Here is a 23,222-nt window from a genome sequence, read left to right as displayed (position 1 = left end):
CACTTCGCCACTTAACAAAAGGAGACATATGATATGAAGAAATGGATGTGGCTTGCAGGCATTTCCTTGTTGCTCTTATGCTTATGGACCGTCACGGAAAAAGGATCGGGTTATTTCGGCAAGGCTTACACGGACACAGAAGATTTTCATTACGATTTCGCCAGATTTACGGAAGGGCTGCTGCTGTTCGAACTCGCCCCGCCGAAATCCACTGTCGATCAATCGGTCGCTTCCTGGGAAATCGACCAGTACCGCATGGATAATAACTCCCTGACTGACCAGATCCAGATGGTTCGGGATCAATATGCGGATGCAATTTCAGCAGCAGAGGAAGAAGGCGATAACTCTTTAGTGGAAGAATTGGAAGAGCAGCGCGGAGAGGAAATTTTATCTGTGCGTGAAAACTTTTCCGACGACGAAGCAGCGAAAAAAGCGATTATCGAACAACGCGAAGCGGATTACGAGGAAGTGCTGGGGCAACTGGCTTCACAAAAGGCCCAATTTGAAGGCCAGGCTGCGGGCTATGTCTATCAATTAAGGGATTTGGACAGCGGTGAAGTATTCACCAAAGGAACAATCAACGATGAGCCCTTTTTCGAACAAGTGTATTCTGCACAAGAGCCGCTTTATTTCAGCAATGGCTATTGGAGTTTTGACTTTCCATACGACGATGCCAACAGTACGCTGGCTGATAACCGGTTTTCAGGGGTCATCCAAATACCGGAAAAAGGAGTAGCAGGTGCTTCGGTGATCAGCGGGATAAACCAATTCCGACTGCTCAAGTTCTTTCTGTATTTCCTATTGGCCTCGGCAGTAGCCGGCGCTTGGTGGTTTTTTAAAAAGCGCCCCGTGCGGACAGCCTGGTATACCGGGTTAACCAGCTATCACAAATGGCAAAAACTTGCGGTCGAGTGGAAGCTTATCGGGTTCACCGTATCGGCGATGCTCGCCTTGGCCGCTGCGAACCATTTCGCGGCAGTGTTGACAAGGCCGTGGGAAAGCGGGAGCGGCTCTTTCCTGGAAGTCTTTATCGCACTGGCACTCGCAGTGCTGTTCTGGTCGCTAAGTATATTGCAGGCAATTTGGCTATGGCAGCATTTCGGCAAATGGAGCTGCTTTAAAGAAGAGATTCAACAAAGTTTCACCGCTTCCCAGGTTTACTCGGCGAAAGATGCGTTTCTCAACCGCACAATCGGTTTTCAGATGGCCTGGGTGCTAGCGGTAGTGTTTTTATGGGGCGCCGGAACAGCGCTTATGATATTACAACCGGTCGTGGTGATTGTTTGGCTGCCGGCTACATTATTGATCGGGCTGCCGTCGCTATTATTTTTGATGACGCGCTTCGGTTATTTGAACCGCTTGCTCAAAGGGACGGAACAACTGGCTGCCGGAAGCTTGGGAGCGGATTTGAAAATAAAAGGCAAGTCGCCGCTTGGCCGCCATGCCGCCCATTTGAATGTTTTGCGGGAAGGTTACAAGGCATCGGTATCGGAACAGGCAAAAAGCGAACGCCTGAAAACCGAGCTGATTACCAATGTCAGCCATGACCTCCGCACGCCGCTCACTTCGATTATCACCTATACGGATCTATTGAAAAATGAAGATCTAGGAAATGAAGAGCGGCGAAAATACGTCGACATACTCGACCGGAAATCAGAGCGCTTGAAAGTACTCATTGAAGATTTATTTGAAGTTTCAAAAATGGCTAGCGGAAACGCAGAACTCTCAAAGCAACGCTTGGATATGAAGCAACTGGTCACACAAGCCTTGGCAGAGCATGAGGAAGCGGTACAGGAAGCGGAACTCGACGTCCGCATCGCGGCTCCGGACCATCCCGTATACGCTTCGGTCGATGGCCAGAAGTGGTGGCGCCTTCTCGATAATTTGATCTTGAACGCCACCAAATATTCATTGCCGGGAAGCCGTGTCTATATTGCGCTGACAGAGCAAACTGGTGAACTGGTCATGACGATGAAAAACGTCACGCGCTACGAATTGGGCGACAATACAGAAGAATTGCTCGAACGCTTCAAGCGCGGCGACACCTCGCGGCAAACCAAAGGATCGGGGCTCGGGCTCGCTATCGCCCAGTCCATCGTGGATCTTCACGGCGGGCAGATGAAACTGGAGGTGGACGGAGATCTGTTCAAAGTAACCGTCCTGCTGCCAAATCATTAATGGATGAATGAACACAATAAACCACCGACAGGATTCCCGTCGGCGGTTTATTGTGTTCGTTCGGGAGCGCCACCGTCATTTTAAAATTAAATTGGCATTAGGGCCGGAATGCCGCCAGATTGCGTTTAGGAAAAAATATAAGGGGGATACTAAAAATGAACCATTAAATTGTAAAGGAGATGACACATTTGAATGATGTAACCAATTCATTCCAGAATGTCGGGAATACGATCATCAACTACATCCCGAACATTCTCGGCGCCCTATTATTGCTTGTCGTTGCGTGGCTCGTCGCTACCATCGTTAAAGCGATCTTCTCGAAAGGGTTGAAAAAAATCGGTGCTGACAACGCCATGGTAAAAGGCCATATGGCTAAAACGAAGGAAGACGCGGATGACAAACTGGACTCTATCGGAAAAATTCTTTATTATTTGATTTTCATCCTGTTCATTCCAAGTGTATTGCAAGCACTCGACATGCATAACGTCGCCCAGCCGATCTCGAACATGATGGACAAGTTCCTGGCATTCCTGCCGAACCTGTTCATGGCGCTCTTGATCTTGGTGATTGGCTACTTTATCGCGAAGTTTGTTAAAAAATTGGTGGAAAGCTTATTGGCCACGATGAACATCGACAAATGGTTCAATAAAATGACCAATAAATCCGGCACGAACGAGCGGGTGGCTCCAAGCGACCAAAACACGCTTGCTAAAGTTTTAGCGAATGTGGTCTTTGTCATCGTGCTCATCCCGATCGTAACGGTAGCGCTCGAAACCTTGAACATCGATTCGATTTCACAACCGATCGTATCAATGCTCAACCAGGTACTTGGCATGATCCCGAATATCTTTGTCGGCATCATCCTCATCCTTGCCGGTGTCTTCATCGCAAAATTCGTCGCAGACTTGCTGATCGGTCTATTGAACGGCACAGGGATCAACCGCTTCTCTTCATATTTGAGCCCTGACAAGAACAAAGAGCCTTCATTCGACATTGCCCAGATCATCGGTAAAGTCGTCCAGGCGATTATCATTATCTTCTTCGTGGTTGAAGCCATGAATGTCTTGCAGCTAGATGTGTTGAATTCCATCGGCAGCGCAATCATCGCGTACTTGCCGCTATTGATCAGCTCATTGATCATCCTCGGGCTTGGGCTCGTTGGAGGCAGCATGCTCGGGAATTACATCACGCGCGCTTCGGGCAATCGATTGTTCGGCGGCATCGTAAAATATGCAATTTTCATCATTGCAATTTTCATGACGCTTGACCAATTGAACTTTGCTTCAAGCATTGTCAACCTGGCCTTCCTATTCATCATTGCAGGTCTCGCAGTTGCCTTCGCCATCGCATTCGGAATTGGCGGCCGCGACTTTGCGAAAAACCAATTGGCTAAAATGGAAAAGAAAATGAAAGAAGAAGACAATAAACCGAATATGTAAGTCAACTTCTTCTGCGCCTGGCATATGCCAAGGCGCAGTTTTTTTGTGCATTTATATGGCACTAGAGTGAGGGAGAATGAGAAGTTTGGCTAAAATGAATAATTAAACATTGGAATGCATAAAGTTTGTCAGAAAAATCCTTTTTTAGTTTGAATAAATTGTATATTTGTATAGCGATCATTTCATGGGCGATAACCGACTTAAAAGCTTTATGTACAAGAGTTAAAGAGATAATTAGCTTAGTTATGAGAACCAATAAGCAGAAAAATAGTTCAAAAAGGTTATTAATATAATTGTTTAAATTTTATAAAAATTCAGTTGACTATCATTTATGCAAGCGGTTACAATCAAGAGAGTTATTGAGATAATAATTTTGAAGGGGGATCGCATGCATAAAATCTGAGCGAACGCTCAGTCTGGGGTGTATGAAGAGAGAAATCACACAAATTGGAGGGGAAGAGTCATGAAAGCTTACAAAAAAGAAGTCCAATTTACGATTTGGATGACGGCAGCATTTATTCTGGTGGGGAATGTTGGCCTGATCTTTTCAATTTTTCCGGTGGACGCCATGCTGTTCGGCTTTCCGGTCATGTACATCGTCCCTATCTTGATGGGCTGGTTCGGCGTTTTTCTGCTGACGCTTGTTGCAGGGAAAATCGGCAACCGCATCGATGACGAGATCGAAAGAGAAAATGACACGCTCGGCAATGCCGACGAAGCAAAGGAAGTGTAAGCGATGGAGCAGAACTGGCAACTGGATAATCCAATACTTGGACTCGTGGTCGTAGGCGCGACATTCGTCTTATTTTACATCGTCGGCTTCATTTCGAATCGCCAAAGCAAGTCAGCTAAAGAATTGTACGTGGGCGGATCGAATGTCGGGGCGATCACGAATGGCTTGGCGATGGCTGCTACATACATGAGTTTGGCAACATTTTTAGGTATTACCGCTCTTATTTTACAATTACAGGTTCCTTTTATTATGTTGTGGATTCAATTGATCTTGGCGATTCCGTTGATTACGATCATTTACGGAACGAGTTTGCGCCGCATGGGTGCGTTTTCGCCGACTCATTTCATCCGTGACCGTTACGGTACAACGGCGTCTATCATCGCCGCATTGTTCATGATCCTGGTTTCGATCATGTATGCGCTCGGCCAGATGATCGGCATCGCGATTACGTTTGAGACATTGCTCGGCATTCCATATATTACTGGGCTGTTCATCTTCGGTATCTTGATCGTCGGCTACATCACGATCGGGGGGATGGCAGGGGCAACGAATAACGCCGCCATTCAGATGGTCATCATCGCTTTGATGTTCATCGTGCCGCTTGCAGCGATCATGAAAGCGATCGGTGCTTCAGGCTGGTATTTCCCGCCATTGCTTTATTCGGACATGGTTCCGGCGATGATGGACGCATTGCCGACATTCTTTGATTACCAATTCTCGCCGAAATGGTATTTCTCCATCATTCCAGCGCTGACGATCGGGGCACTCGGCTTGCCTCACTTGGCGATGCGCGTCTACACAGCTTCTTCATTGAAGAGTGCGCGCTCTGCGATGGTCTGGTTTGCGTTTATTCTCGGTTTGGTTTTCTCCGCGACGTATGCGATGGGCTTTGTCGGCGTCTTTGCGACAACTACGCAAGGCGTGACAATTTCCGACGGGGATGCAGACAAATTGACGATCATTTTGAATATGGTCTATAACCCGGAATGGGTGACAGCGCTTGTCATTGCCGGTGCAATTTCTGCCGGACTCTCGACATTGAGCGGGAACTTGCTCGCGATCGGCGCATTGATTTCACAGGACATCATCTCTACATTGAAACCGAATATCTCGCAGCGTTTGAACTTGCGCATCGGGTTTATCGCGATTTTTGCAGGGGGCATTGCGAGTATCCTGCTTGCGATTAACCCGCCCGCTTTCCTTGTTGTCAGTATCCTGTGGGCGTTCGGGTTGGCTGGTGTCACCAATGCGCCGCTGATTATTGTCGGCGTCTGGTGGAAAGAGGCGAATAAATTCGGTGCGATTGCAGCGTCTGTCGTCGGCGGTGCCATCTATATCATCGTCTCGCCATTCGTTTTCCCGAGCATCGTATTGACGGGGCATGGCGTGACCGACGGGATGGGGCTATCCGGCGCAATGCTTGCTGTGCCGATCAGCTTTATCTTATTGATTGTGGTTTCTTATATCACCAACCGCATTCCGTCGCTTTCCGGAAAATTGACGAAACAAGCCGATATCGAATTGATCGAGCGCATCCATGGCTGGAAAGATATTAAGGCTTACCGTTATAACAGCACGATCGGTGCAGGAATCACAGTCGTCGTTTCTGCGGCTGTAGCAATCTGGGCGCTAATGCCTTGGGGAATGTAAATGGCAAAGGGAGTGGCAAAGTTGGTTGGAAAAATGATAAGCCTGGATGATCCTTCTTACCGGTCATTCCTGGAATTACCGAAAACCGAAGCGGTGAGCCAGATTTTACTGCTCATCGTGGGAGTGGGCTACGGCGCGATCTCAATCGCGTCGCAAGCCTCATACATAAGCAGTTTTGATTCTGCTTTATTGCAGAATTTGCTCGTTCCGGCAATCTTCATCATTTTTGGGATCTTGACGGCGTTTATCACGAAAGTCGGCATGGCAGCGCTGTTGTGGGCGGGTTCCAAAGCATTGGGCGGAACTGCGAAATACCGCGCCATCAGCTTGGTGACTCCGGTTGCGCTGCTTCCAGGCTTGCTCGGCGCACCGCATTTGGCCGGTCTTGGCGATGGTTCGTTAGGGGTAAATCTCTTGCTGCTCATCTGTGTGGTGTGGATGTATCTGGTCAGCGTGAAGATCATCCAAACCGTACAAGGATTCACTGCAACAAAAGCGTATTTGTCTGCCGGGATGGCATTCCTGTTTCTGGCAAGCGTCTATTATTTGGTGATTCCTGCGAGTTGAATAAGAAAAGGAGGAAATTAGATGAATGTTGAACAATTGATTGCACCAGAACAATACAATATTACTTCTGAATTGGAAGCATATAAAAATGATGCCGAGCGGATTGCGGTACGCTGGTTTGATGCGGATAATAACCGCACGGAACTTTCTTATCAAGATCTTTTTTCCAAAATGAACCAGTATGCACAAGCTTTCATGAAACTAGGCCTCAATAAGGGAGATCGTGTCCTCATCATCCTGCCGCGGATTCCCGAAGCGTATATTACGTATTTGGCGTGCTTGCGTGCGGGGCTTGTCGCGATTCCGTGTTCTGAAATGCTGCGCAAAAAAGATTTGGGCTATCGCATGGAGCATTCCGGCGCAAAAGCGATCATCGCACATTACAAAACGACAGCTGAAACGAACTCCATTGAAGAGAAATATGATGCATTGGACAATAAATTGATTGTCGGGGGAACGGAAAAAGGGTGGCAATCGCTGGAACAAATGGCTGCTGCAGAATCGGAGCAATTTGAAGCGGTCGACACGAACCGGGAAGATATGGCGTTTCTATCGTATACATCCGGTACGACCGGCAATCCAAAAGGAGTCGTGCATGTTCATGGGTGGGGCTACGCTCACGTCCGGACGGCTGCGACGGAATGGCTTGGCGTGCAAAGCGGCGACATCGTTTGGGCAACCGCAGCTCCAGGCTGGCAAAAATGGATATGGAGCCCGTTCCTTTCTACGATCACTCTCGGGGCGACGGCGCTTGTCTATAACGGCGCTTTCGACGCACTGAAATATTTGGACATCCTGAAAGAAGAAAAAGTCAATGTGCTGTGCTGTACGCCGACTGAATATCGCATCATGGCAAAAGTCGAAAACTTGAACGATTATAAATTGCCTCATCTGCGCAGTGCTGTTTCTGCCGGTGAGCCACTCAACCGCCAAGTGATCGATGCTTTCCAGGAAGCTTTCCAATTGAATGTGCGCGATGGTTACGGACAGACAGAAAATACTCTGCTCGTGTGCATCTTGCAGGATATGGACATGAAACCTGGTTCGATGGGCAAACCGACGCCAGGAAATCCGGTTGATATCATCAATGAAGACGGGCAGCCCGCGGCACCGGGGGAAGTCGGCGACATTGCCGTACACAAAAGCTGTCCGGCACTGTTTCGTGAATATTACCGGGACCCGGAACGGACGAAAGCTTCTTTCCGCGGCGAATGGTATTTGACGGGCGATCAGGCTTCGCGCGATGAAGAAGGCTATTTCTGGTTTGAAGGCCGCAGCGACGATATCATCATTTCTTCTGGCTATACAATCGGGCCGTTTGAAGTGGAAGACGCGCTCATGAAGCATCCGGCCGTACAGGAATGCGCAGTCGTGGCAGCGCCGGATGAAATTCGCGGCAATATTGTCAAAGCGTTTGTCGTGCTGAGAGACGGAGGCACACAGGACGAAGCGATGGTCAAGGAATTGCAGGATCATGTCAAAGGAATTACCGCACCTTATAAATACCCGCGTGTCATCGAATTTTGACGGAGCTGCCGAAAACGACTTCCGGAAAATTCGCCGTGTGGAATTGCGTAAAATGAACGCTTAAATAAGCCGCTGAAACAAGCGCGGCTTTTTCCTGCTGTTTAAGATGGGTGAGTTTCGTCAATATATATAGATAGACGGACATGTGGAAACATCGGGCGTCCGGACATTTAGAGGGGGCCTCCTATGGAACAGTGGATTACATCGATTGTGGAAAATTACGGCTATTTCGGGATTTTCCTGCTTATCTTGCTGGAGAACGTGTTTCCGCCGGTGCCGTCAGAAGTGGTTCTGACAGCTGGCGGGTTTATGACAACTACCACCAGCCTTAACGTGTGGGGTGTCATCCTATCAGCGACGGCAGGGTCTGTTGCCGGCGCTGTCATGCTCTATGGGCTCGGGCTCCTATTGGATGTAGAACGGCTGGAACAGATCATCGACAAACACGGCAATTGGCTGCGTTTGAAAAAAGCAGATCTCTACAAAGCGGATCGCTGGTTTGACCGCTTCGGGGTGTTTGCGGTATTTATCGGGCGGCTGATTCCGCTTGTCCGCAGCCTCATATCAATTCCAGCAGGCATGTCCAATATGAAGTTCGTTTTATTTTTGGCTTTTACGACAGCCGGCACTTTGATCTGGAATACGGTGCTCGTCTATATCGGGCAGGCGGTCGGGGAGAACCGGGAAGAAATCCTGGAGCAATTGGGCATTTATTCGAATATCGTCTATGCTTTGCTTTTTGCCGGTGCCATTATCGGATTGTGGCTGTTTAAGAAAAAGCGCAGCGCAGGGCGGTAAATATTATGGATAGGAAAGTTAATCAGGAGAAGGGTGGAGGAGTTTCATGAAACCGATTTTATTCATTACCCAACAATTGCCGGAAGAGGCAGTGGCGGATTTGCACGATGTCTACGAAGTGCGCATGTGGCCGGAAGAGGAACGGAATGCGCCGCGTGAAAAATTGCTTGAAGAAGCAAAGGAAGCGAAGGCGCTGTGGACGATGCTCGGCGATGAAATCGACCGTGAGCTATTCGAGTCGGCACCGAACTTGAAAATCGTCGTGAATTTGGCAGTTGGTTATAATAATATCGATCTTGATGCAGCGAGAGAACATAAAGTGATCGTCACGAATACACCTGATGTCTTGACTGAGACAACGGCTGACTTAACATTTGCTTTGATGCTGGCCACGGCCCGCCGCTTGATCGAAGCGGAAAAGACAGTGAGAAACGGCGAATGGCAAGCTTGGACGCCGATGGGATTGACCGGGCAGAACGTTCACGGCACCACTGTCGGGATTGTCGGCATGGGACGCATCGGGGAAGCGGTGTGCATGCGGGCGCAAGGCTTCAACATGGAAGTCATCTATCATAACCGGACGCGCAAAAGCTTGGAAGAAGCCCAATATGCGGAGCTTGATGATTTATTGAAACGCTCCGATTTCGTTGTGGTCCTTGCGCCGCTTACCGAACAAACGAAAGGCATGATCGGCGAACGTGAGCTATCCTTGATGAAAGAGACTGCGATTCTCATCAATTGCGGCAGAGGCGGTATTGTCGATGAACAGGCCCTTTATGAAGCATTGAAGAATAAATCCATTTGGGGAGCGGGGCTTGATGTGTTCGAACAAGAGCCGCTGCCGCTGGACCACCCGCTTCAAACGCTCGACAATTTGACGGTTACGCCACATATCGGAAGCGCAACGGTGCAGACGCGCTATGCGATGATGCAATTGAACAAAGAAGCGTTGCAAGCTTGCGCAAACAGCAAACCGGTCAAGAACCGGGTGTGCTGAAAAAAACAGTCCCGCTTTACGGGGCTGTTTTTTATACGCCTGCGGGATGAAGCTTCAAGAAATATTGAATTTTTTCGCGCGTTGGGGTAAAATAGGCTAGGTTTTTCCTGTATCAAGGAAATGTGCCAAATCGAAAATCAGGAGGTATGATTCATGCAAAATCATACACATAATGTCTTACTGTACTATCTATACACCCCGATTGAAAATCCCGAAGAGTTCGCCGCCGAGCATTTGGCTGCCTGTAAGGAAATCGGATTGAAAGGCCGCATCCTCGTATCGGACGAAGGAATCAACGGCACATGCTCCGGCACGATCGAGCAAACTGAACAATACATGGATATGTTGAAGAGCGATTCGCGTTTTGCTGATATCGTCTTTAAAATCGACGAAGCGGATGGACATGCTTTCAAAAAAATGCACGTCCGTGCTAAAAATGAAATCGTCCACCTTGGACTTGAAGAAGATATTAACCCAAATGAATTGACCGGCAATTATTTGGAGCCGGCAGAATTTTATAAATTGATGCAAGACCAGGATACAGTGGTCATCGATGCACGCAATGACTACGAGTACGACTTGGGCCATTTCCGCGGCGCTGTGCGTCCCGATGTTGAAACCTTCCGTGATTTACCGGAATGGATCCGTGAAAACAAAGAGCAATTCGAAGGCAAGAAAATCCTGACCTATTGCACAGGCGGCATTCGCTGTGAAAAATTCTCAGGCTGGATGAAACGTGAAGGCTTTGATGACGTCAACCAACTTCACGGCGGCATTGTCACGTACGGTAAAGACCCGGAAGTACAGGGCAAGCTTTGGGACGGGCAATTGTACGTCTTCGATGAGCGCATCGCTGTGCCGGTCAATCGCGTCGAGCATACCGTTGTCGGAAAAGACCATTTCACGGGCGAACCTTGTGAACGTTATGTCAACTGCGCAAACCCTGAATGCAACGCGAAGATTTTGTCTTCAGAAGAAAACGAGCACAAATACATGCGTTCGTGTTCAGATGAATGCCGCGAGCATCCACGCAACCGCTATGCTTTTGAGCATGGATTGACAGGCGAAGAAGTAAAACAGCGCCTGGATGCATTAAAAGAAACTGCACAATCATAAGCGATCGAAAAAGCCTGAACGGCATTATCCGTTCAGGCTTTTCTTTATGGATTAATTTTCGAGTTCTGCTGCACAATCGTGGCAAATCAATTCGCCGTCGATATAGACGCCGTCCAAAAATCCGTCGCGGCAATAAACATCTTTGCCGCAATTGCTGCAGGGGCCGATGAGTTCACGCATGCTGTAAGGCATTCGCGTGCACGTGCATCGCGTCTTTCAGATAGTCGGATAGGCCGTCGCCATGCTGGTCAATGGTACGCGAAAAGCGGCTGTCGTTAGCATAAAGATTGGCCAAATTGCGGAACATATTCGGCGTGCATTCATAGAAGCGGTCAAGCAGATGGTAATATGCGGCCATTTCCTTCTGCACTTCAGCTGCGTCAGCCGGCAGCTGCATAAGGCTTGCGACGGTGCTGTAAATGCGGTTCGCTTCACGGTCGATTTCTTCCAGGTTCTCGGCTTCTTTCTGCGGTTTTGCTGCCTCGGGTTCCGAAGCCTCCAGGACAGAAGTCTCTTCCTTGATGTTTTCAAGGTCGTCCTTGACGGATACTTCAATTTCCGGTTTCTGGTATAGGTCGATGCGATCCGGCGTATGGCGGATGGAGAACGCAGAAAATCGCTGTTCGTTGCTTAGGGACTCCCCGGATAAAAACTCCTCTTGCGTCATGCGTGCGTTATCGATCAACTGCTCGATGCGGAATTTTTTCTGTTCAAGCAATTCGATATGGCGTGCCATGGCATATTCTGCATCATAGCCATTTTTTATGATTTCCTGGATTTTCTTCAATGAAAATCCGAGTTCTTTAAGGAATAGGATTTGCTGCAGCAATTTCAAGTCGTCGTCGCTGTAATAGCGATATCGGTTCGATCCTTTATTGCTCGGTTTCATTAAATCGATGCTATCATAATGGTGCAGTGTCCGTACGCTGACGCCTGCGATTTTTGCCACTTCTTGTACTTTGTACATTTCAATCACCTCTACTCTTGATTAGACTATGACGAATGGTCAGTGTCAACCGTTTCCGGGTAATTTTATTGCAAAGGCGCCCGAATATGACCGACTTTGCAAAGTTATGGAAGGAAGTTATGAAAGCATGTAGGAGTTTTCCGTTTTGTAGGGAATAGAGTAAATGGTGAAAGCGTTTACATTTATTGTAGAAAGGGGTAATTCGATGAAACTGACGAATTTTGTAAATGGGGAGTTCCAGCAGCAGGCAGGCGCTGATTTTGTGCCTGTCGTCAACCCGGCAACAGGCGAAGAGTTGGCAGCGGTACAGCGGTCAACTGCCGATGATGTAGAGGGAGCGGTGAAAGCAGCCAAAGCAGCCCAGAAAAAATGGGCGCTTGTCCCGGCACCGAAACGAGCGGATTATCTATATGAAATCGGGCGCTTGATGAAACAACGGAAAGAACAGCTCGCGACGGTGCTGACGAAAGAAATGGGGAAAGTGATCGAAGAAGGCCGTGGCGAGGTTCAGGAAGGCATCGATATGGCGTTTTATATGGCAGGCGAGGGCAGAAGGTTATTTGGCGAGACGACGCCTTCGGAACTTGCGGATAAATTTGCGATGAGTGTCCGTGCGCCGATCGGTGTCGTCGGGCTCATCACCCCATGGAATTTTCCTGTGGCGATCGCAACGTGGAAATCTTTCCCGGCGATCGTGGCGGGCAATACATTCATCTGGAAACCGGCGACTGAAACGCCAATGATGGCTTATGAAATGGCCAAGATATTCAAGGAAGCCGGCCTGCCGGATGGTGTCGCGAATATCGTTTTCGGTTCCGGTTCAGAAGTCGGGACGGCGATGATCGAGCATCGTGATATCCGGGTCATTTCATTTACGGGCTCGACGGATACAGGACGTAAAGTAGCAGAACTAGGCGGTCGCCATTTGAAGAAAGTGTCGCTTGAGATGGGCGGGAAAAACGCGGTCATCGTCATGGACGATGCGGATTTGGACCTCGCCGTCGACGGTATTTTATGGAGTGCGTTCGGCACAGCTGGCCAGCGCTGTACCGCCTGCAGCCGCGTCATCGTCCATCGGGATGTCAAAGAACAGCTGCAGCAGCGCCTGCTCGAAAAGATGGACAAATTGACGATTGGCGACGGCATGGATGAATCCGTTAAAATCGGGCCTGTCATCAATAAGAAAGCGCTGGAAAAAATCCATTCCTATATTGAAATCGGCAAAGAAGAAGGCGCAGAACTCGTCAGGGGCGGCGAAATTTTAACGGGTGGCCATTACGATCAAGGCAACTATTACGCACCGACATTGTTTGCGGGCGTAACGCCGGGAATGCGTATTGCACAGGAAGAAATTTTCGGGCCGGTCATTTCCTTGATTGAAGTTGCAAGTTTTGAAGAAGCGATCGAAGTGAACAACGGCGTCATTTACGGATTGTCGAGTTCGATTTTCACAGCGGATGTCAACCGGGCATTCAAAGCGCAGCGCGACCTTGATACCGGAATCGTCTACATCAACGCTGGAACGACTGGGGCTGAAATCCATTTGCCGTTCGGCGGCACGAAAGGCACCGGCAACGGCCACCGCGATTCAGGCGTCGCGGCGCTAGATGTCTTTACCGAATGGAAAAGCGTCTATGTAGACTTCAGCGGCAAATTGCAACGGGCACAGATCGACAACGAAGCATAAAGGGGGCGGCGGAGATGAAATTTGCGGTACTCGGAGCTGGATTGATGGGGAAACAAGCAGCGCGTGATTTACTTCGCAATGAGCAGGTGGAGAAAGTGATTCTGGCGGACCGGACAACGGAAAAAGCGGAAGCGTTCCGCCGGCAATTTGACGATCCGCGGCTTGAAATCGCCAAGATGGATGCAAGCCATGATGACGAACTAAAGCAAGTCATCGCACAGGCAGATGTCGTGATCAATGCGCTGTTCTATACCTTTAATGAGAAAGTGGCAGAAATCGCCATCGAATGTGGGGTTCATTCCGTCGACCTCGGCGGGCATATCGGCGGCGCTACGGATAAGGTGCTTGCCATGCACGAGCAAGCGGCCAGCCAAGGCGTGACCGTCATACCGGATCTTGGCGTTGCGCCAGGGATGATCAATATTTTAACCGGCTATGGGGCGAGCCAATTGGACGAGGTCGAATCGATCCGCATTTATGTTGGGGGCATTCCGCTCCAACCGGAACCGCCGCTCGAATACAAACATGTATTCTCTCTCGAAGGCGTTTTCGACCATTACACCGATCCGTCGCACGTCATCCGTGGTGGTGAACTGGAAGAAGTCGAGTCGCTATCGGAAATCGAGCCGATCGCGTTCGAAGGGTTCAATGAGCTGGAAGCATTCCATACTTCAGGCGGCACATCGACCTTGACGAAGACGTCCCGTGACGTGGATTCGCTGGAATACAAAACGATCCGCTACCGGGGGCATGCCGAAAAGTTCCGTTTGCTCGTCGAATTGGGCTTGACGAATCGTGAAGGAAAAGTGACCGCCGGCGGGCATGAAGTGTCACTCCGCGAAGTGCTGCTGAAAGTGCTTGAGCCGATTACAGAACTTGGCGACGAGAAAGATGCGGTGCTTTTGCGCGTCACAGTTTCCGGGTTGAAAGAGCAAGAGGAATGCACATACCGATATGAAATGGTGACCATTCGCGATGAGTCAACCGGTGTGACGGCGATGGCGCAGGCCACGGCCTACAGCATTTCTGTTGTGGCGCAGATGATCGCGGATGGGCGCATCCAAAAACGCGGCGTCTATCCGCCCGAGCAAGTAGTGCCGGGTGCTGAATACATCGCGGAAATGAAGCGGCGCGGCGTAACCATTGAAGAAACGGTGCAACGGGCAACGCATCATAATTAGCAAGGGGGAAAACGGCATGGATTTTGAACATAGCGAAGAGCAAGAGATGCTGCGTAAAACCGTCCGGAAGTTTGTCGATGATGAAATAATGCCGCATATAAAAGACTGGGACACCGAGGGACATTTCCCCGAATCGATTTGGAAGCGCTTGGCCGATCTCGGTTTGATGGGCGTGTGCATTCCGGAAGCATACGGTGGAAGCGGCATGGATTATAATTCACTGGCCATCGTCTGCGAAGAGCTGGAGCGCGGTGACACCACGTTCCGTACGGCCGTTTCTGTCCATACCGGCCTGAATTCACTGTCGCTTCTGCAATGGGGCACAGAAGAGCAAAAGCAGAAATTTTTGGTGCCGCAGGCAAAAGGCGAAAAAATCGGCGCGTTCGGGCTGACGGAGCCAGGAGCCGGATCGGACGTGGCCGCGCTTTCAACTACCGCCAAACGCGACGGAGATGACTATGTGTTGAATGGGCAGAAAACATGGATTTCACTCTGTGACCAAGCAGACCATTTCCTCGTTTTCGCCTATGTTGATAAAGAGAAATCGCATAAAGGAATCAGTGCTTTTATCGTAGAACGTGACCGTGAAGGCTTTTCATCCAAAGCAATCAAAGGGAAATACGGCATACGGGCAGGCAATACAGGAGAATTGTTCATGGAAGATGTGCGCATTCCAGCAGGCAACCGGCTCGGAGAAGAAGGAGAAGGGTTCAAGATTGCGATGGCTTCACTCGACAATGGCCGTTTCACGGTTGCTGCCGGCGCATGCGGCTTGATGATGGCCTGTTTGGAAGCAAGCCTGGATTATTGCAAGACGCGCACGACCTTCGGAAAGCCGATCGGTGAGCATCAGCTGGTACAGCAAATGCTTGCTAATATGGAAGCAGGCTATCAAATGAGCCGATTGCTCGTTTACCGCGCCGGCGAATTGAAGAACAGCGGCAAGCGCAATACGCGCGAAACCTCGCTCGCCAAATGGCAGGCATGCAATTTTGCCAATAAAGCGGCAGATGACGCGGTGCAGATTCACGGTGCTTATGGCTATTCCGATGATTATCCAGTCGCCCGCTACCTGCGCAATTCCAAAGCGCCGGTCATTTACGAAGGCACCCGGGAAATTCATACGCTCATGCAGGCGGACTATGTGCTCGGCAACCGTGTAGACAAGGAATTGAACCAGATGCTGCCTGCCTGGCCGTTCGAATGAATTTTTGGATTCGATTCGCAGTCTTTTCAGTGAAAAATAAAAAAGAACGGGCATAGAGCCCGTTCCTTCAACTGCCGAGTAGCATCCGGCAGTTTTTTTACGTAAAAATATCTTCTTCGTTCGGCACAAGCAAATTGAGCTTTCCCGGTTGGACACTGATTGATGCCGGTGTCTTCATATAGATTTCACCGTCCGTGTCGATATCCATCGGGGCGTCTGTGCGAATGTCGATTTCTCGTCCCTGCAGATGGATGATGTGCTCGAGATCTTCTGCAGTAAGGTTGGGTTTGGATAATGAAAACCATTCGCGAATGGCGGCGAACGAAGAGCTTTGGATAATGAATACATCCAAGAGCCCATCAGCGGGGTCAATGCTTTGCATCGGGAACAAATGGGTACCAATGGATTTCCCGTTCATGGCCAGCACCAAAACGGCTTCTTCTTCGTACGCTTGACCGTCGATCACCAGCGATACATTAAACGGTTCTGCTTGCCTCATCGTCTGCATTGCGCTCATGAAATAGCTGAGCTTGCCGTAGCGTTCCTTCAGGTCGGGATCGATATTGAAGGAAGCATCTGTGATCAAGCCGATGCCTGCGAAGTTCAAAAACGTCCCTTTGTTGATGGTCGCCGTATCGACTTGCTGCAATTTGCCTTGGCTTAAGCTTTTCGCGGCCTCGTCGAGGTACAACGGAATGTTCATCGTGCGCGCAAAATCGTTGCACGTCCCGCTTGGCAAAATTCCGAGGGGCGGCGGGTTGTCGAGTGAGCTGAGTGCGTGTGCGGCCAGGTGGACAGTGCCATCGCCGCCTGCGACAAACAATGCGTCGGCGCGTTCGGCGGCAGAACGACAGACCGATTCCAGTTCTTCCGGGGAATCGGTCTTGATCAGCTCCAGTGTTTTCGAAGATGCGGCGAGTTGCGGCACGGCCAAGCCCATAACCGCATCTAACGTGGACGCGCCTGCCTGAGCATTATACAATAATACGGAATGCGTGAATCCGGCCATGCGTAAGTCCTCCATTTTTCATCATTACTCAACCATTCCACTAATGAAGGGCTAGTAAACGCATCAACGGAATTCCGTAAAAAGGAGTGCTCATATGACGAGGAAATTATATTACGACGATCCTTATTTAAGAGAAATAACTGTTCAAGTGGCCGAGTCGGCAGCTGATGAAGGCGGGCAGTATGTAGTTCTCGACCAAACCTGCTTTTATCCGGAAGGCGGCGGGCAGCCAGCGGACCAGGGGATGATTGGAACTGCCGCAGTGCTTGATGTCCAAAATCATGGCGGGGAAATCCGCCATTACCTGGACCGGCCCCTGGAACTGGGCGAATACAAGGCGGCGCTGGATTGGAACAGAAGATGGGACCATATGCAGCAGCATGCCGGCCAGCATCTTTTGAGCGCGTTATTGGAAGATCGCCATGGCTACCGGACCACCAGTTTCCATCTCGGGAAAGAGCGGGTATCGATTGATCTGCATAAAGCCTCCATCGACCGGGCAACATTGCGGCAAGTGGAACTTGAAGCAAACCGCATCATTAGCCGTCATTTACCAATCCGCACGCGTTTTGTAAATGACCAGCAGCTTGAGCAATTGCATCTCCGGAAGCCGGCCGCTGTCAGGGGCGACATCCGCCTGGTGGAAATGGAAGGCATCGATTTGAATGCATGCGGCGGCACACATCCTGACAATACCGCGGGAATAGGGCTGCTGAAAATTCTTGGGACGGAAAAAGCGAAAGGCGGCACGCGGCTGTATTTTCTATGCGGAGAGCGAGCGCTCGAACATTTTAGCAAATTGAGCGACGCGGGCGATGCATTGATCGGGAAGCTGAATGCCTCGCTCACTGAACTGGTGCAAGCAGCAGATGCGTTATTATCAGAGAAAATTGCGGCGGACAAGGAAATAGTGGAGTTGAAAAAACAGCTGCTGCTAGCAGAAGCTAAAGCGTTAACGCCGGAATCCGGCATCGCGATCCGGAATTTCGGCGACCGGCCAGTCAAGGAACTGCAGCAGCTGGCGCGCCTGGCGACTGAAGAATACCCGTCTGTCTGCCTGTTGTTTGCAGCACACGCAGAAGGCAGCATTCGGTTGGTATGTGCCCGCGGCAATGAATCATCCGCCGATATGAGAGAGACCTTGAAACGCTTGCTTCAAGAAACAGATGGCAAGGGTGGCGGAACCCCTGCACTTGCGCAAGGCGGCGGCAATACAGAAGAGCCGTTCGAACGCTTCCGGGAAATTTTCAACGAAATTCATGCCAATGACTGAACGCAAGCTGTAACCTTTTGGAGGCGTAAAGGGTCTAATGGGTAAATGGCACGGGAAAGGTCGTGGTGTTCGTGAAATGGAGCAGAGCCTGGTGGATAGCGGCGATTCTTTTAGTATTTTCAGGTATAGCTTTTGTTATGCTGACGGAAAATGTAGCCATCAGCGGATCCTCCACAGCCCTTTCAGAATCCGGCTGGCGGGCCAATTTCTCAGCGCCGCTCGATGCGGATGCGATCGAAAAAGGCGCCGTCTACCTTACGGGTGCAGATGGCCAAAAGCTCGATCTCGATATGCAGTTGGCGAATGGCGGCCGGATGCTTGAAATTCCGGACATCGCAAGCGGAGACTATACGCTTCATGTCACCAAATCAGCCTTATCGAGCAGTTTCCTGAAAAGCCTTTCGACAAACCAACTCGAGTTCACGATACAAGACGAAGTCCAAAACCTGGCGGGGGAAGAGGAATTGCGTACTTATTTTACGCGATTGCTGAATCTCCAAAAAGACAATCCATTCTACCGCGGCTTCGGTGAAGGGGTGGAAGAAGCGGAGGACAGTGCATCAGGCGAGTCGGGCGGAATGGGAGGCGGCGACCATTCGTCCACAAATAACCAGGTCGAAGGCATCGATGAAGGGGATATTGTGCAAACGGATGGCGATTATTTATATTCCGTCAGCGAGTCGCGTGTGGTGATTTCCGATATCAGAGACCCGGAAAACATGGAGCTTGCAGCAGTCTTGGAGTTTGACGGGGAAACGTATCCAGAGGAATTATTCTTATCCGGCGAGACGCTTGCCGTCATTTCAAGCCGCTTTTCGCTCATGGAAACCGAAGGAGATGCGGAAATGGAAAGCTTTATGCCTTATTCCGGCATCACAGCTGTCTCTCTCTATGATGTAACTTCACCTGACAATCCGGAGCTGATCCGCGAATTTGGCAATGAAGGCACATTCAATAATGCGAGGCTATCAAACGGCATCCTGTATTATGTCAGTAATGTGTTTCCGAATTACTGGATATTGGAGGAGCAGCCTGATATCGAACTGCGGCCAAGACTATTCGATTCCGCACAAGGTGGAGAGCTTGAACCCTTGCCTTATGAAGACCTGACCATCCTGCCAGGAACGATGGAAGGAAGCTATAGCGTCATCACCTCCGTTAGCCTGGAAGCGCCCGCCTCAAACGAAATTTCCACAAAAGGCTTTTTGGGTGGCAATGAACAAATGTATATGAACGAACAGCATCTCTATTTGACAGCTTCTGCGTTTGAGACGGCTGAAGGGGAGTTTGAAGATACGGCGCTTTGGGTGCCGCAACAAGCGGATACGGAAATTTTTAAATTCGGCTTGGACGGCATCTCGGTGGAATTTATCGCTTCGGCCCGTGTGCAAGGGTCTCTATTGAACCAGTTTTCGATGGATGAATTCGAAGGCCATTTCCGTTTAGCGACAACAGAAGGAGTCGACTGGGCACCGGCTTCCGAACCGAAAAACCACCTGTTCATTTTGAACGAACAATTGGAACAAGTTGGTTCAGTGGAAAACTTGGCGCCGAGCGAACGCATCTACTCGGTCCGCTTTATCGGCAGCAAAGCCTATATGGTGACTTTCCGTGAGACCGATCCGCTGTTTGCGATCGACGTTTCAGATCCTGCCGATCCAGAAGTATTGGGTGAATTAAAAATTCCTGGATTTTCCAATTACTTGCATCCGCTTGATGACAAGCATTTGATCGGGTTTGGCTACGATACAAAAATCGAGCCAGTCAAAGGGGGCGGCGAGCCGCGCATCGTGACGGGCGGGATGAAGATCTCGCTGTTCGATGTCAGCGATATGGGTGATCCCAAGGAAACCGATACGGAAATCATCGGCGGCCCTGGGACCTATTCTGCTTTGCAATATGACCACAAAGCTTTATTCCGTAATGAACAGCAAAGCTTATTCGGTTTTCCGGTATCGATCTATAAAGGAGACGGCATGGAGTATATCGAATTTCAGGCAGAAGGGGCTTTAATTTACTCGATCACCCCAGAAGGAATCGAGCTATCAGCCGATTTGACCCAAGCATCCGACCAGCCCTATGAAGACTGGAATACATCGGTCCAGCGCCTGGCTTATGCAAAAGACGCCTTGTATACAGTGGCGAATACTGAAGTCAGAAGCTATCGCTTGTCGGATTTCGAACCTCTCGGTACATTGCCCCTGCAATAAAAAATGATGGATAAGAGCGGATCTCTTCTAAAGAGATCCGCTCTTTATGGTTTCGAGCCGGGGCAGGATAAAAAAGATGTTTGTACTGACAGAAAACGGGAATAACAGAAATATTCTGACATCAGTAAACGGGAGGGAAAAACATGAAGGCAGTAACGTTTCAAGGAACGAAAGACATGCAAGTCAAAGAAGTCAAAGATCCGGAACTTCAAAAACGTGATGACATCATCGTAAAAATAACTTCCACCGCCATTTGCGGGACAGACCTGCACATCTATCAAGGGGCATTGCCTACCACCAAGAATACCGTCATCGGCCATGAACCGATGGGCATTGTCGAAGAAGCGGGACCAGACGTCACCAAAGTGAAAAAAGGCGACCGAATCGTCCTTCCATTTAATATTAGCTGCGGCCATTGCTTCTATTGCTCACATGAAATGGAAAGCCAATGCGACAATTCAAACGGCAATCCCCATTTTGATACGGGTGCCTATTTCGGGTTGACGGAACGCTATGGCGATTATTCAGGCGGCCAGGCTGAATATTTGCGAGTGCCCTACGCTAACTTCATGCCATTGGTCATTCCGGAATCTTCAGAGCTCGAAGATGAACAGGTCCTATTCCTGTCAGACGTACTGCCGACAGCCTGGTGGAGCGTCGAGAACGCAGGTGTCAAAGAAGGTGACACGGTCGTCGTTCTCGGCTGCGGACCAATCGGCCTCATGACCCAGAAGTTTGCCTGGATGAAAGGGGCGGCAAGGGTTATTGCGGTAGATGAATTGCCGTACCGGATGGAAAAAGCGAAAAAGATGAATAATGTGGAAATCGTTGACTTCAGCCAGCATGATAATACGGGGGCGCTGATCCACGAGATTACAAAAGGCGGCGCACGAGTTGTCATTGATTGTGTGGGGATGGACGGCAAGAAATCGACTGCGGAAGCCGTTCAGCAAAAGCTGATGCTGCAAGGCGGGACGCTAAGCGCAATCGATATCGCGAAAGATGCCGTCAGCAAGTTCGGGACCATCCAATTGACGGGCGTCTACGGATTGACCTATAATCAATTCCCACTCGGCAATTTGTTCGAACGCAACGTAACGATGAAAATGGGGCAAGCACCGGTCATCCATTTGATGCCGATGCTCCTCGACAAGATCGAAAAAGGCGAGTTCGATCCGCGTGAAATCATTTCACACATCGTGCCGCTCGATCAAGCGAGTGAAGCGTACCGGATTTTCAACGACCACGAAGACGAGTGTACCAAAGTCATTTTAAAACCATAAAATATGCCGATGAAACGCCCCGGTAACCGGAGCGTTTTAATTTTGCCTTGCCTGCGGTATGATGGTACAGAAGAAAAGGGGAGACCAGATGGCCGAAATATCGGAAGTCAGAAGAGAACTTGCGCTGGATTGTTTTCTGTTGGCCGGAAAAGTCATGATGGAAAGCGGCGCGGAGACATACCGGGTGGAAGATACGATGATCCGGATGGCGGTTTCGCAAAATATGATGGATTCCCATTGCTTTGTGACTCCAGCGGGCATCATGTTTTCCCCGAGCAATGATTTGCCGACGCGCTTTGTCCGCATCCATGGGCGCCGTACCGACCTCGAAAGGGTGGCGCGTGTCAATGCCGTATCGAGGCGTCTCGTGGCGGGCCAGCTGACATTGCAGCAGGCGTATGAAGAAATGACGGAAATCGAAAAAAACCATTACTTGTTCCCTTTGTGGCTGCAAGTGCTCGCAGCTGCAGTTGCCAGTGCCTGCTTCCTGATTTTGATGGGCGGTGGCTGGGCGGACATTCCTTTCGCTTTTGTCATCGGGGGAATCGGATTTTATATTGTGGAAATGGTACTCGTGAAAACAAGGGTCAAGTTTTTCGCGGAATTTATCGGAGCGGTCGCCATCGGTACTTTAGCGGTGCTCGTTGTGAATAGTGGATTCGGGAACGATCCCGATACGATCATCATCGGTTCGGTCATGCCACTGGTGCCCGGCTTGCTGATCACCAACGCCGTACGCGACATGATGGCCGGCCATTTTGTATCGGGCCTATCAATGGGTGCGGAAGCTTTTCTGACGGCATTCGCCATCGGAGCCGGCATCGCCATCGTATTGTCATTTTAAGGAGGAGATCGAATGAACTGGCCTTTAGAGGCGTTTCTAAGTTTTTTGGCAGCCGGCGCATTCGGCATCATTTTCAATATCCCAAGAAAGACGCTTATCAGTTGCGGGCTTGTCGGGATGAGCGGCTGGCTTTTCTACCGGAGTTATTTCCTCATGTTTGATGACCCGATTCAAGCAACCTTCGCCGGCGCTTTTATTGTCGCGATCGTTGCGCACATCTTGGCGAAGATCTTTAAGATGCCGATGATCATTTTCAGTGTCGCCGGCATCATTCCGCTCGTTCCTGGAAGCCGTGCATACAATGCGATGCGCAATATCGTGGAGAATGATTACATGGAAGCGGTCGATTTCGCTGTACAGGCATTGATGATTTCGGGTGCCATCGCCATGGGCCTGGTGTTCGCGGAAGTGCTCATGCAATTATATTTCAAGCATCAAGCAAGACGGACCCAGAAAAAAATGGGCTTTACACAGGAATAATCCATAACGAACAGGCAGCCTCATTTGTGGGCAGCCTGTTTTTTTGTTCAGGATATGACAATAACGCCTCAACCCG

At 49.8% G+C, this 23,222-nt stretch carries 19 protein-coding genes and 1 pseudogene; 17 read left to right on the top strand and 3 right to left on the bottom strand.

The window, feature by feature from the left end:
* Nucleotides 1–33 precede the first annotated feature (33 nt).
* The 9 genes and pseudogenes from CW734_RS14845 (at nucleotide 34) to trhO (ending at nucleotide 11,005) form a co-directional block, all read left to right on the top strand.
* Entirely contained in the window at nucleotides 34–2,178 is a 2,145-nt protein-coding gene (locus CW734_RS14845) for a sensor histidine kinase (protein ID WP_101191444.1), read from the top strand.
* A gap of 188 nt (nucleotides 2,179–2,366) precedes the next feature.
* On the top strand, nucleotides 2,367–3,617 hold the full coding sequence (locus CW734_RS14840) for a mechanosensitive ion channel (protein WP_101192205.1): 1,251 nt from the start codon (nucleotides 2,367–2,369) through the stop codon (nucleotides 3,615–3,617).
* Between the two features lie 463 nt (nucleotides 3,618–4,080).
* Nucleotides 4,081–4,350 (top strand): hypothetical protein, encoded by a 270-nt coding sequence (locus CW734_RS14835; protein ID WP_101191442.1) that lies wholly within the window; start codon nucleotides 4,081–4,083, stop codon nucleotides 4,348–4,350.
* Nucleotides 4,351–4,353: 3 nt separating this feature from the next.
* Entirely contained in the window at nucleotides 4,354–6,000 is a 1,647-nt protein-coding gene (locus tag CW734_RS14830) for a solute symporter family protein (protein ID WP_101191440.1), read from the top strand.
* A 12-nt stretch (nucleotides 6,001–6,012) separates the two neighbouring features.
* Nucleotides 6,013–6,567 (top strand): hypothetical protein, encoded by a 555-nt coding sequence (locus CW734_RS14825; protein WP_232787280.1) that lies wholly within the window; start codon nucleotides 6,013–6,015, stop codon nucleotides 6,565–6,567.
* Nucleotides 6,568–6,588: 21 nt separating this feature from the next.
* A pseudogene (mbcS, locus tag CW734_RS14820) lies at nucleotides 6,589–8,158 on the top strand (acyl-CoA synthetase MbcS).
* A 122-nt stretch (nucleotides 8,159–8,280) separates the two neighbouring features.
* A complete protein-coding gene (locus CW734_RS14815) occupies nucleotides 8,281–8,892 on the top strand; it encodes a DedA family protein (protein WP_101191436.1) in 612 nt (203 codons plus the stop codon).
* Nucleotides 8,893–8,938: 46 nt separating this feature from the next.
* A complete protein-coding gene (locus CW734_RS14810) occupies nucleotides 8,939–9,889 on the top strand; it encodes a 2-hydroxyacid dehydrogenase (protein ID WP_101191435.1) in 951 nt (316 codons plus the stop codon).
* Between the two features lie 153 nt (nucleotides 9,890–10,042).
* A complete protein-coding gene (trhO, locus tag CW734_RS14805) occupies nucleotides 10,043–11,005 on the top strand; it encodes an oxygen-dependent tRNA uridine(34) hydroxylase TrhO (RefSeq protein ID WP_101191433.1) in 963 nt (320 codons plus the stop codon).
* Between the two features lie 51 nt (nucleotides 11,006–11,056).
* Here the strand turns inward: trhO and CW734_RS19475 are convergent, their stop codons facing one another.
* Nucleotides 11,057–11,185 carry a hypothetical protein gene (locus CW734_RS19475; protein ID WP_257983493.1) on the bottom strand — a complete coding sequence of 43 codons (129 nt, stop codon included), beginning with the start codon at nucleotides 11,183–11,185 and terminating at the stop codon, nucleotides 11,057–11,059.
* The gene (locus CW734_RS14800) at nucleotides 11,178–11,972 is read right to left on the bottom strand and encodes a MerR family transcriptional regulator (protein ID WP_101191431.1); all 795 of its coding nucleotides are present in this window, start codon (nucleotides 11,970–11,972) and stop codon (nucleotides 11,178–11,180) included. Before CW734_RS14800 ends, CW734_RS19475 begins: the two co-directional genes overlap by 8 nt.
* 205 nt (nucleotides 11,973–12,177) lie before the next feature.
* Between CW734_RS14800 and CW734_RS14795 the strand changes: the two genes are divergently transcribed.
* From CW734_RS14795 to CW734_RS14785, 3 genes are read left to right on the top strand one after another with little or no spacing between them, the layout of a single operon-like run.
* Entirely contained in the window at nucleotides 12,178–13,659 is a 1,482-nt protein-coding gene (locus CW734_RS14795; RefSeq protein WP_101191429.1) for an aldehyde dehydrogenase family protein, read from the top strand.
* The gene (locus CW734_RS14790) at nucleotides 13,593–14,840 is read left to right on the top strand and encodes a saccharopine dehydrogenase family protein (protein ID WP_374703202.1); all 1,248 of its coding nucleotides are present in this window, start codon (nucleotides 13,593–13,595) and stop codon (nucleotides 14,838–14,840) included. The genes CW734_RS14795 and CW734_RS14790 overlap by 67 nt, the downstream gene beginning before the upstream one ends.
* Nucleotides 14,841–14,856: 16 nt before the next feature.
* Entirely contained in the window at nucleotides 14,857–16,047 is a 1,191-nt protein-coding gene (locus CW734_RS14785; RefSeq protein WP_101191425.1) for an acyl-CoA dehydrogenase family protein, read from the top strand.
* Between the two features lie 97 nt (nucleotides 16,048–16,144).
* On the opposite strand, the gene CW734_RS14780 is transcribed toward CW734_RS14785, so the two are convergent.
* Nucleotides 16,145–17,056: a diacylglycerol/lipid kinase family protein gene (locus CW734_RS14780; RefSeq protein ID WP_101191423.1), complete on the bottom strand. Its 912-nt coding sequence runs from the start codon at nucleotides 17,054–17,056 to the stop codon at nucleotides 16,145–16,147.
* Nucleotides 17,057–17,150: 94 nt separating this feature from the next.
* Between CW734_RS14780 and CW734_RS14775 the strand changes: the two genes are divergently transcribed.
* From CW734_RS14775 to CW734_RS14755, 5 genes are all read left to right on the top strand, one after another.
* On the top strand, nucleotides 17,151–18,329 hold the full coding sequence (locus tag CW734_RS14775; protein ID WP_101191421.1) for an alanyl-tRNA editing protein: 1,179 nt from the start codon (nucleotides 17,151–17,153) through the stop codon (nucleotides 18,327–18,329).
* Nucleotides 18,330–18,400: 71 nt separating this feature from the next.
* Nucleotides 18,401–20,539 (top strand): beta-propeller domain-containing protein, encoded by a 2,139-nt coding sequence (locus CW734_RS14770; RefSeq protein ID WP_232787080.1) that lies wholly within the window; start codon nucleotides 18,401–18,403, stop codon nucleotides 20,537–20,539.
* A gap of 143 nt (nucleotides 20,540–20,682) precedes the next feature.
* Complete coding sequence (locus CW734_RS14765; RefSeq protein WP_101191417.1) at nucleotides 20,683–21,822, top strand: zinc-dependent alcohol dehydrogenase; 1,140 nt, start codon at nucleotides 20,683–20,685, stop codon at nucleotides 21,820–21,822.
* 88 nt (nucleotides 21,823–21,910) lie between these two features.
* Nucleotides 21,911–22,666 carry a threonine/serine exporter family protein gene (locus CW734_RS14760; protein WP_058382863.1) on the top strand — a complete coding sequence of 252 codons (756 nt, stop codon included), beginning with the start codon at nucleotides 21,911–21,913 and terminating at the stop codon, nucleotides 22,664–22,666.
* A 12-nt stretch (nucleotides 22,667–22,678) separates the two neighbouring features.
* Nucleotides 22,679–23,146, top strand: coding sequence for a threonine/serine exporter family protein (locus CW734_RS14755; RefSeq protein WP_101191415.1), 468 nt, complete (start codon nucleotides 22,679–22,681; stop codon nucleotides 23,144–23,146).
* Nucleotides 23,147–23,222: the final 76 nt, after the last annotated feature.

The sequence above is a fragment of the Planococcus sp. MB-3u-03 genome, from assembly GCF_002833405.1.
In the GTDB taxonomy this organism is placed as follows: domain Bacteria; phylum Bacillota; class Bacilli; order Bacillales_A; family Planococcaceae; genus Planococcus.
Note: the sequence above shows the minus strand (reverse complement) of the source record. Positions and strands in the feature narration are given on the sequence as shown.

Excerpts from the sequence above, each read along its gene's own strand:
- CW734_RS14845 (WP_101191444.1), top strand. The coding sequence starts at position 34 with ATGAAGAAATGGATGTGGCTTGCAGGCATTTCCTTGTTGCTCTTATGC.
- CW734_RS14835 (WP_101191442.1), top strand. The coding sequence starts at position 4,081 with ATGAAAGCTTACAAAAAAGAAGTCCAATTTACGATTTGGATGACGGCA.
- CW734_RS14830 (WP_101191440.1), top strand. The coding sequence starts at position 4,354 with ATGGAGCAGAACTGGCAACTGGATAATCCAATACTTGGACTCGTGGTC.
- CW734_RS14815 (WP_101191436.1), top strand. The coding sequence starts at position 8,281 with ATGGAACAGTGGATTACATCGATTGTGGAAAATTACGGCTATTTCGGG.
- CW734_RS14810 (WP_101191435.1), top strand. The coding sequence starts at position 8,939 with ATGAAACCGATTTTATTCATTACCCAACAATTGCCGGAAGAGGCAGTG.
- trhO (WP_101191433.1), top strand. The coding sequence starts at position 10,043 with ATGCAAAATCATACACATAATGTCTTACTGTACTATCTATACACCCCG.
- CW734_RS19475 (WP_257983493.1), bottom strand. The coding sequence starts at position 11,185 with ATGCGTGAACTCATCGGCCCCTGCAGCAATTGCGGCAAAGATGTTTAT.
- CW734_RS14800 (WP_101191431.1), bottom strand. The coding sequence starts at position 11,972 with ATGTACAAAGTACAAGAAGTGGCAAAAATCGCAGGCGTCAGCGTACGG.
- CW734_RS14795 (WP_101191429.1), top strand. The coding sequence starts at position 12,178 with ATGAAACTGACGAATTTTGTAAATGGGGAGTTCCAGCAGCAGGCAGGC.
- CW734_RS14790 (WP_374703202.1), top strand. The coding sequence starts at position 13,593 with ATGGAAAAGCGTCTATGTAGACTTCAGCGGCAAATTGCAACGGGCACA.
- CW734_RS14785 (WP_101191425.1), top strand. The coding sequence starts at position 14,857 with ATGGATTTTGAACATAGCGAAGAGCAAGAGATGCTGCGTAAAACCGTC.
- CW734_RS14780 (WP_101191423.1), bottom strand. The coding sequence starts at position 17,056 with ATGGCCGGATTCACGCATTCCGTATTATTGTATAATGCTCAGGCAGGC.
- CW734_RS14775 (WP_101191421.1), top strand. The coding sequence starts at position 17,151 with ATGACGAGGAAATTATATTACGACGATCCTTATTTAAGAGAAATAACT.
- CW734_RS14765 (WP_101191417.1), top strand. The coding sequence starts at position 20,683 with ATGAAGGCAGTAACGTTTCAAGGAACGAAAGACATGCAAGTCAAAGAA.
- CW734_RS14760 (WP_058382863.1), top strand. The coding sequence starts at position 21,911 with ATGGCCGAAATATCGGAAGTCAGAAGAGAACTTGCGCTGGATTGTTTT.
- CW734_RS14755 (WP_101191415.1), top strand. The coding sequence starts at position 22,679 with ATGAACTGGCCTTTAGAGGCGTTTCTAAGTTTTTTGGCAGCCGGCGCA.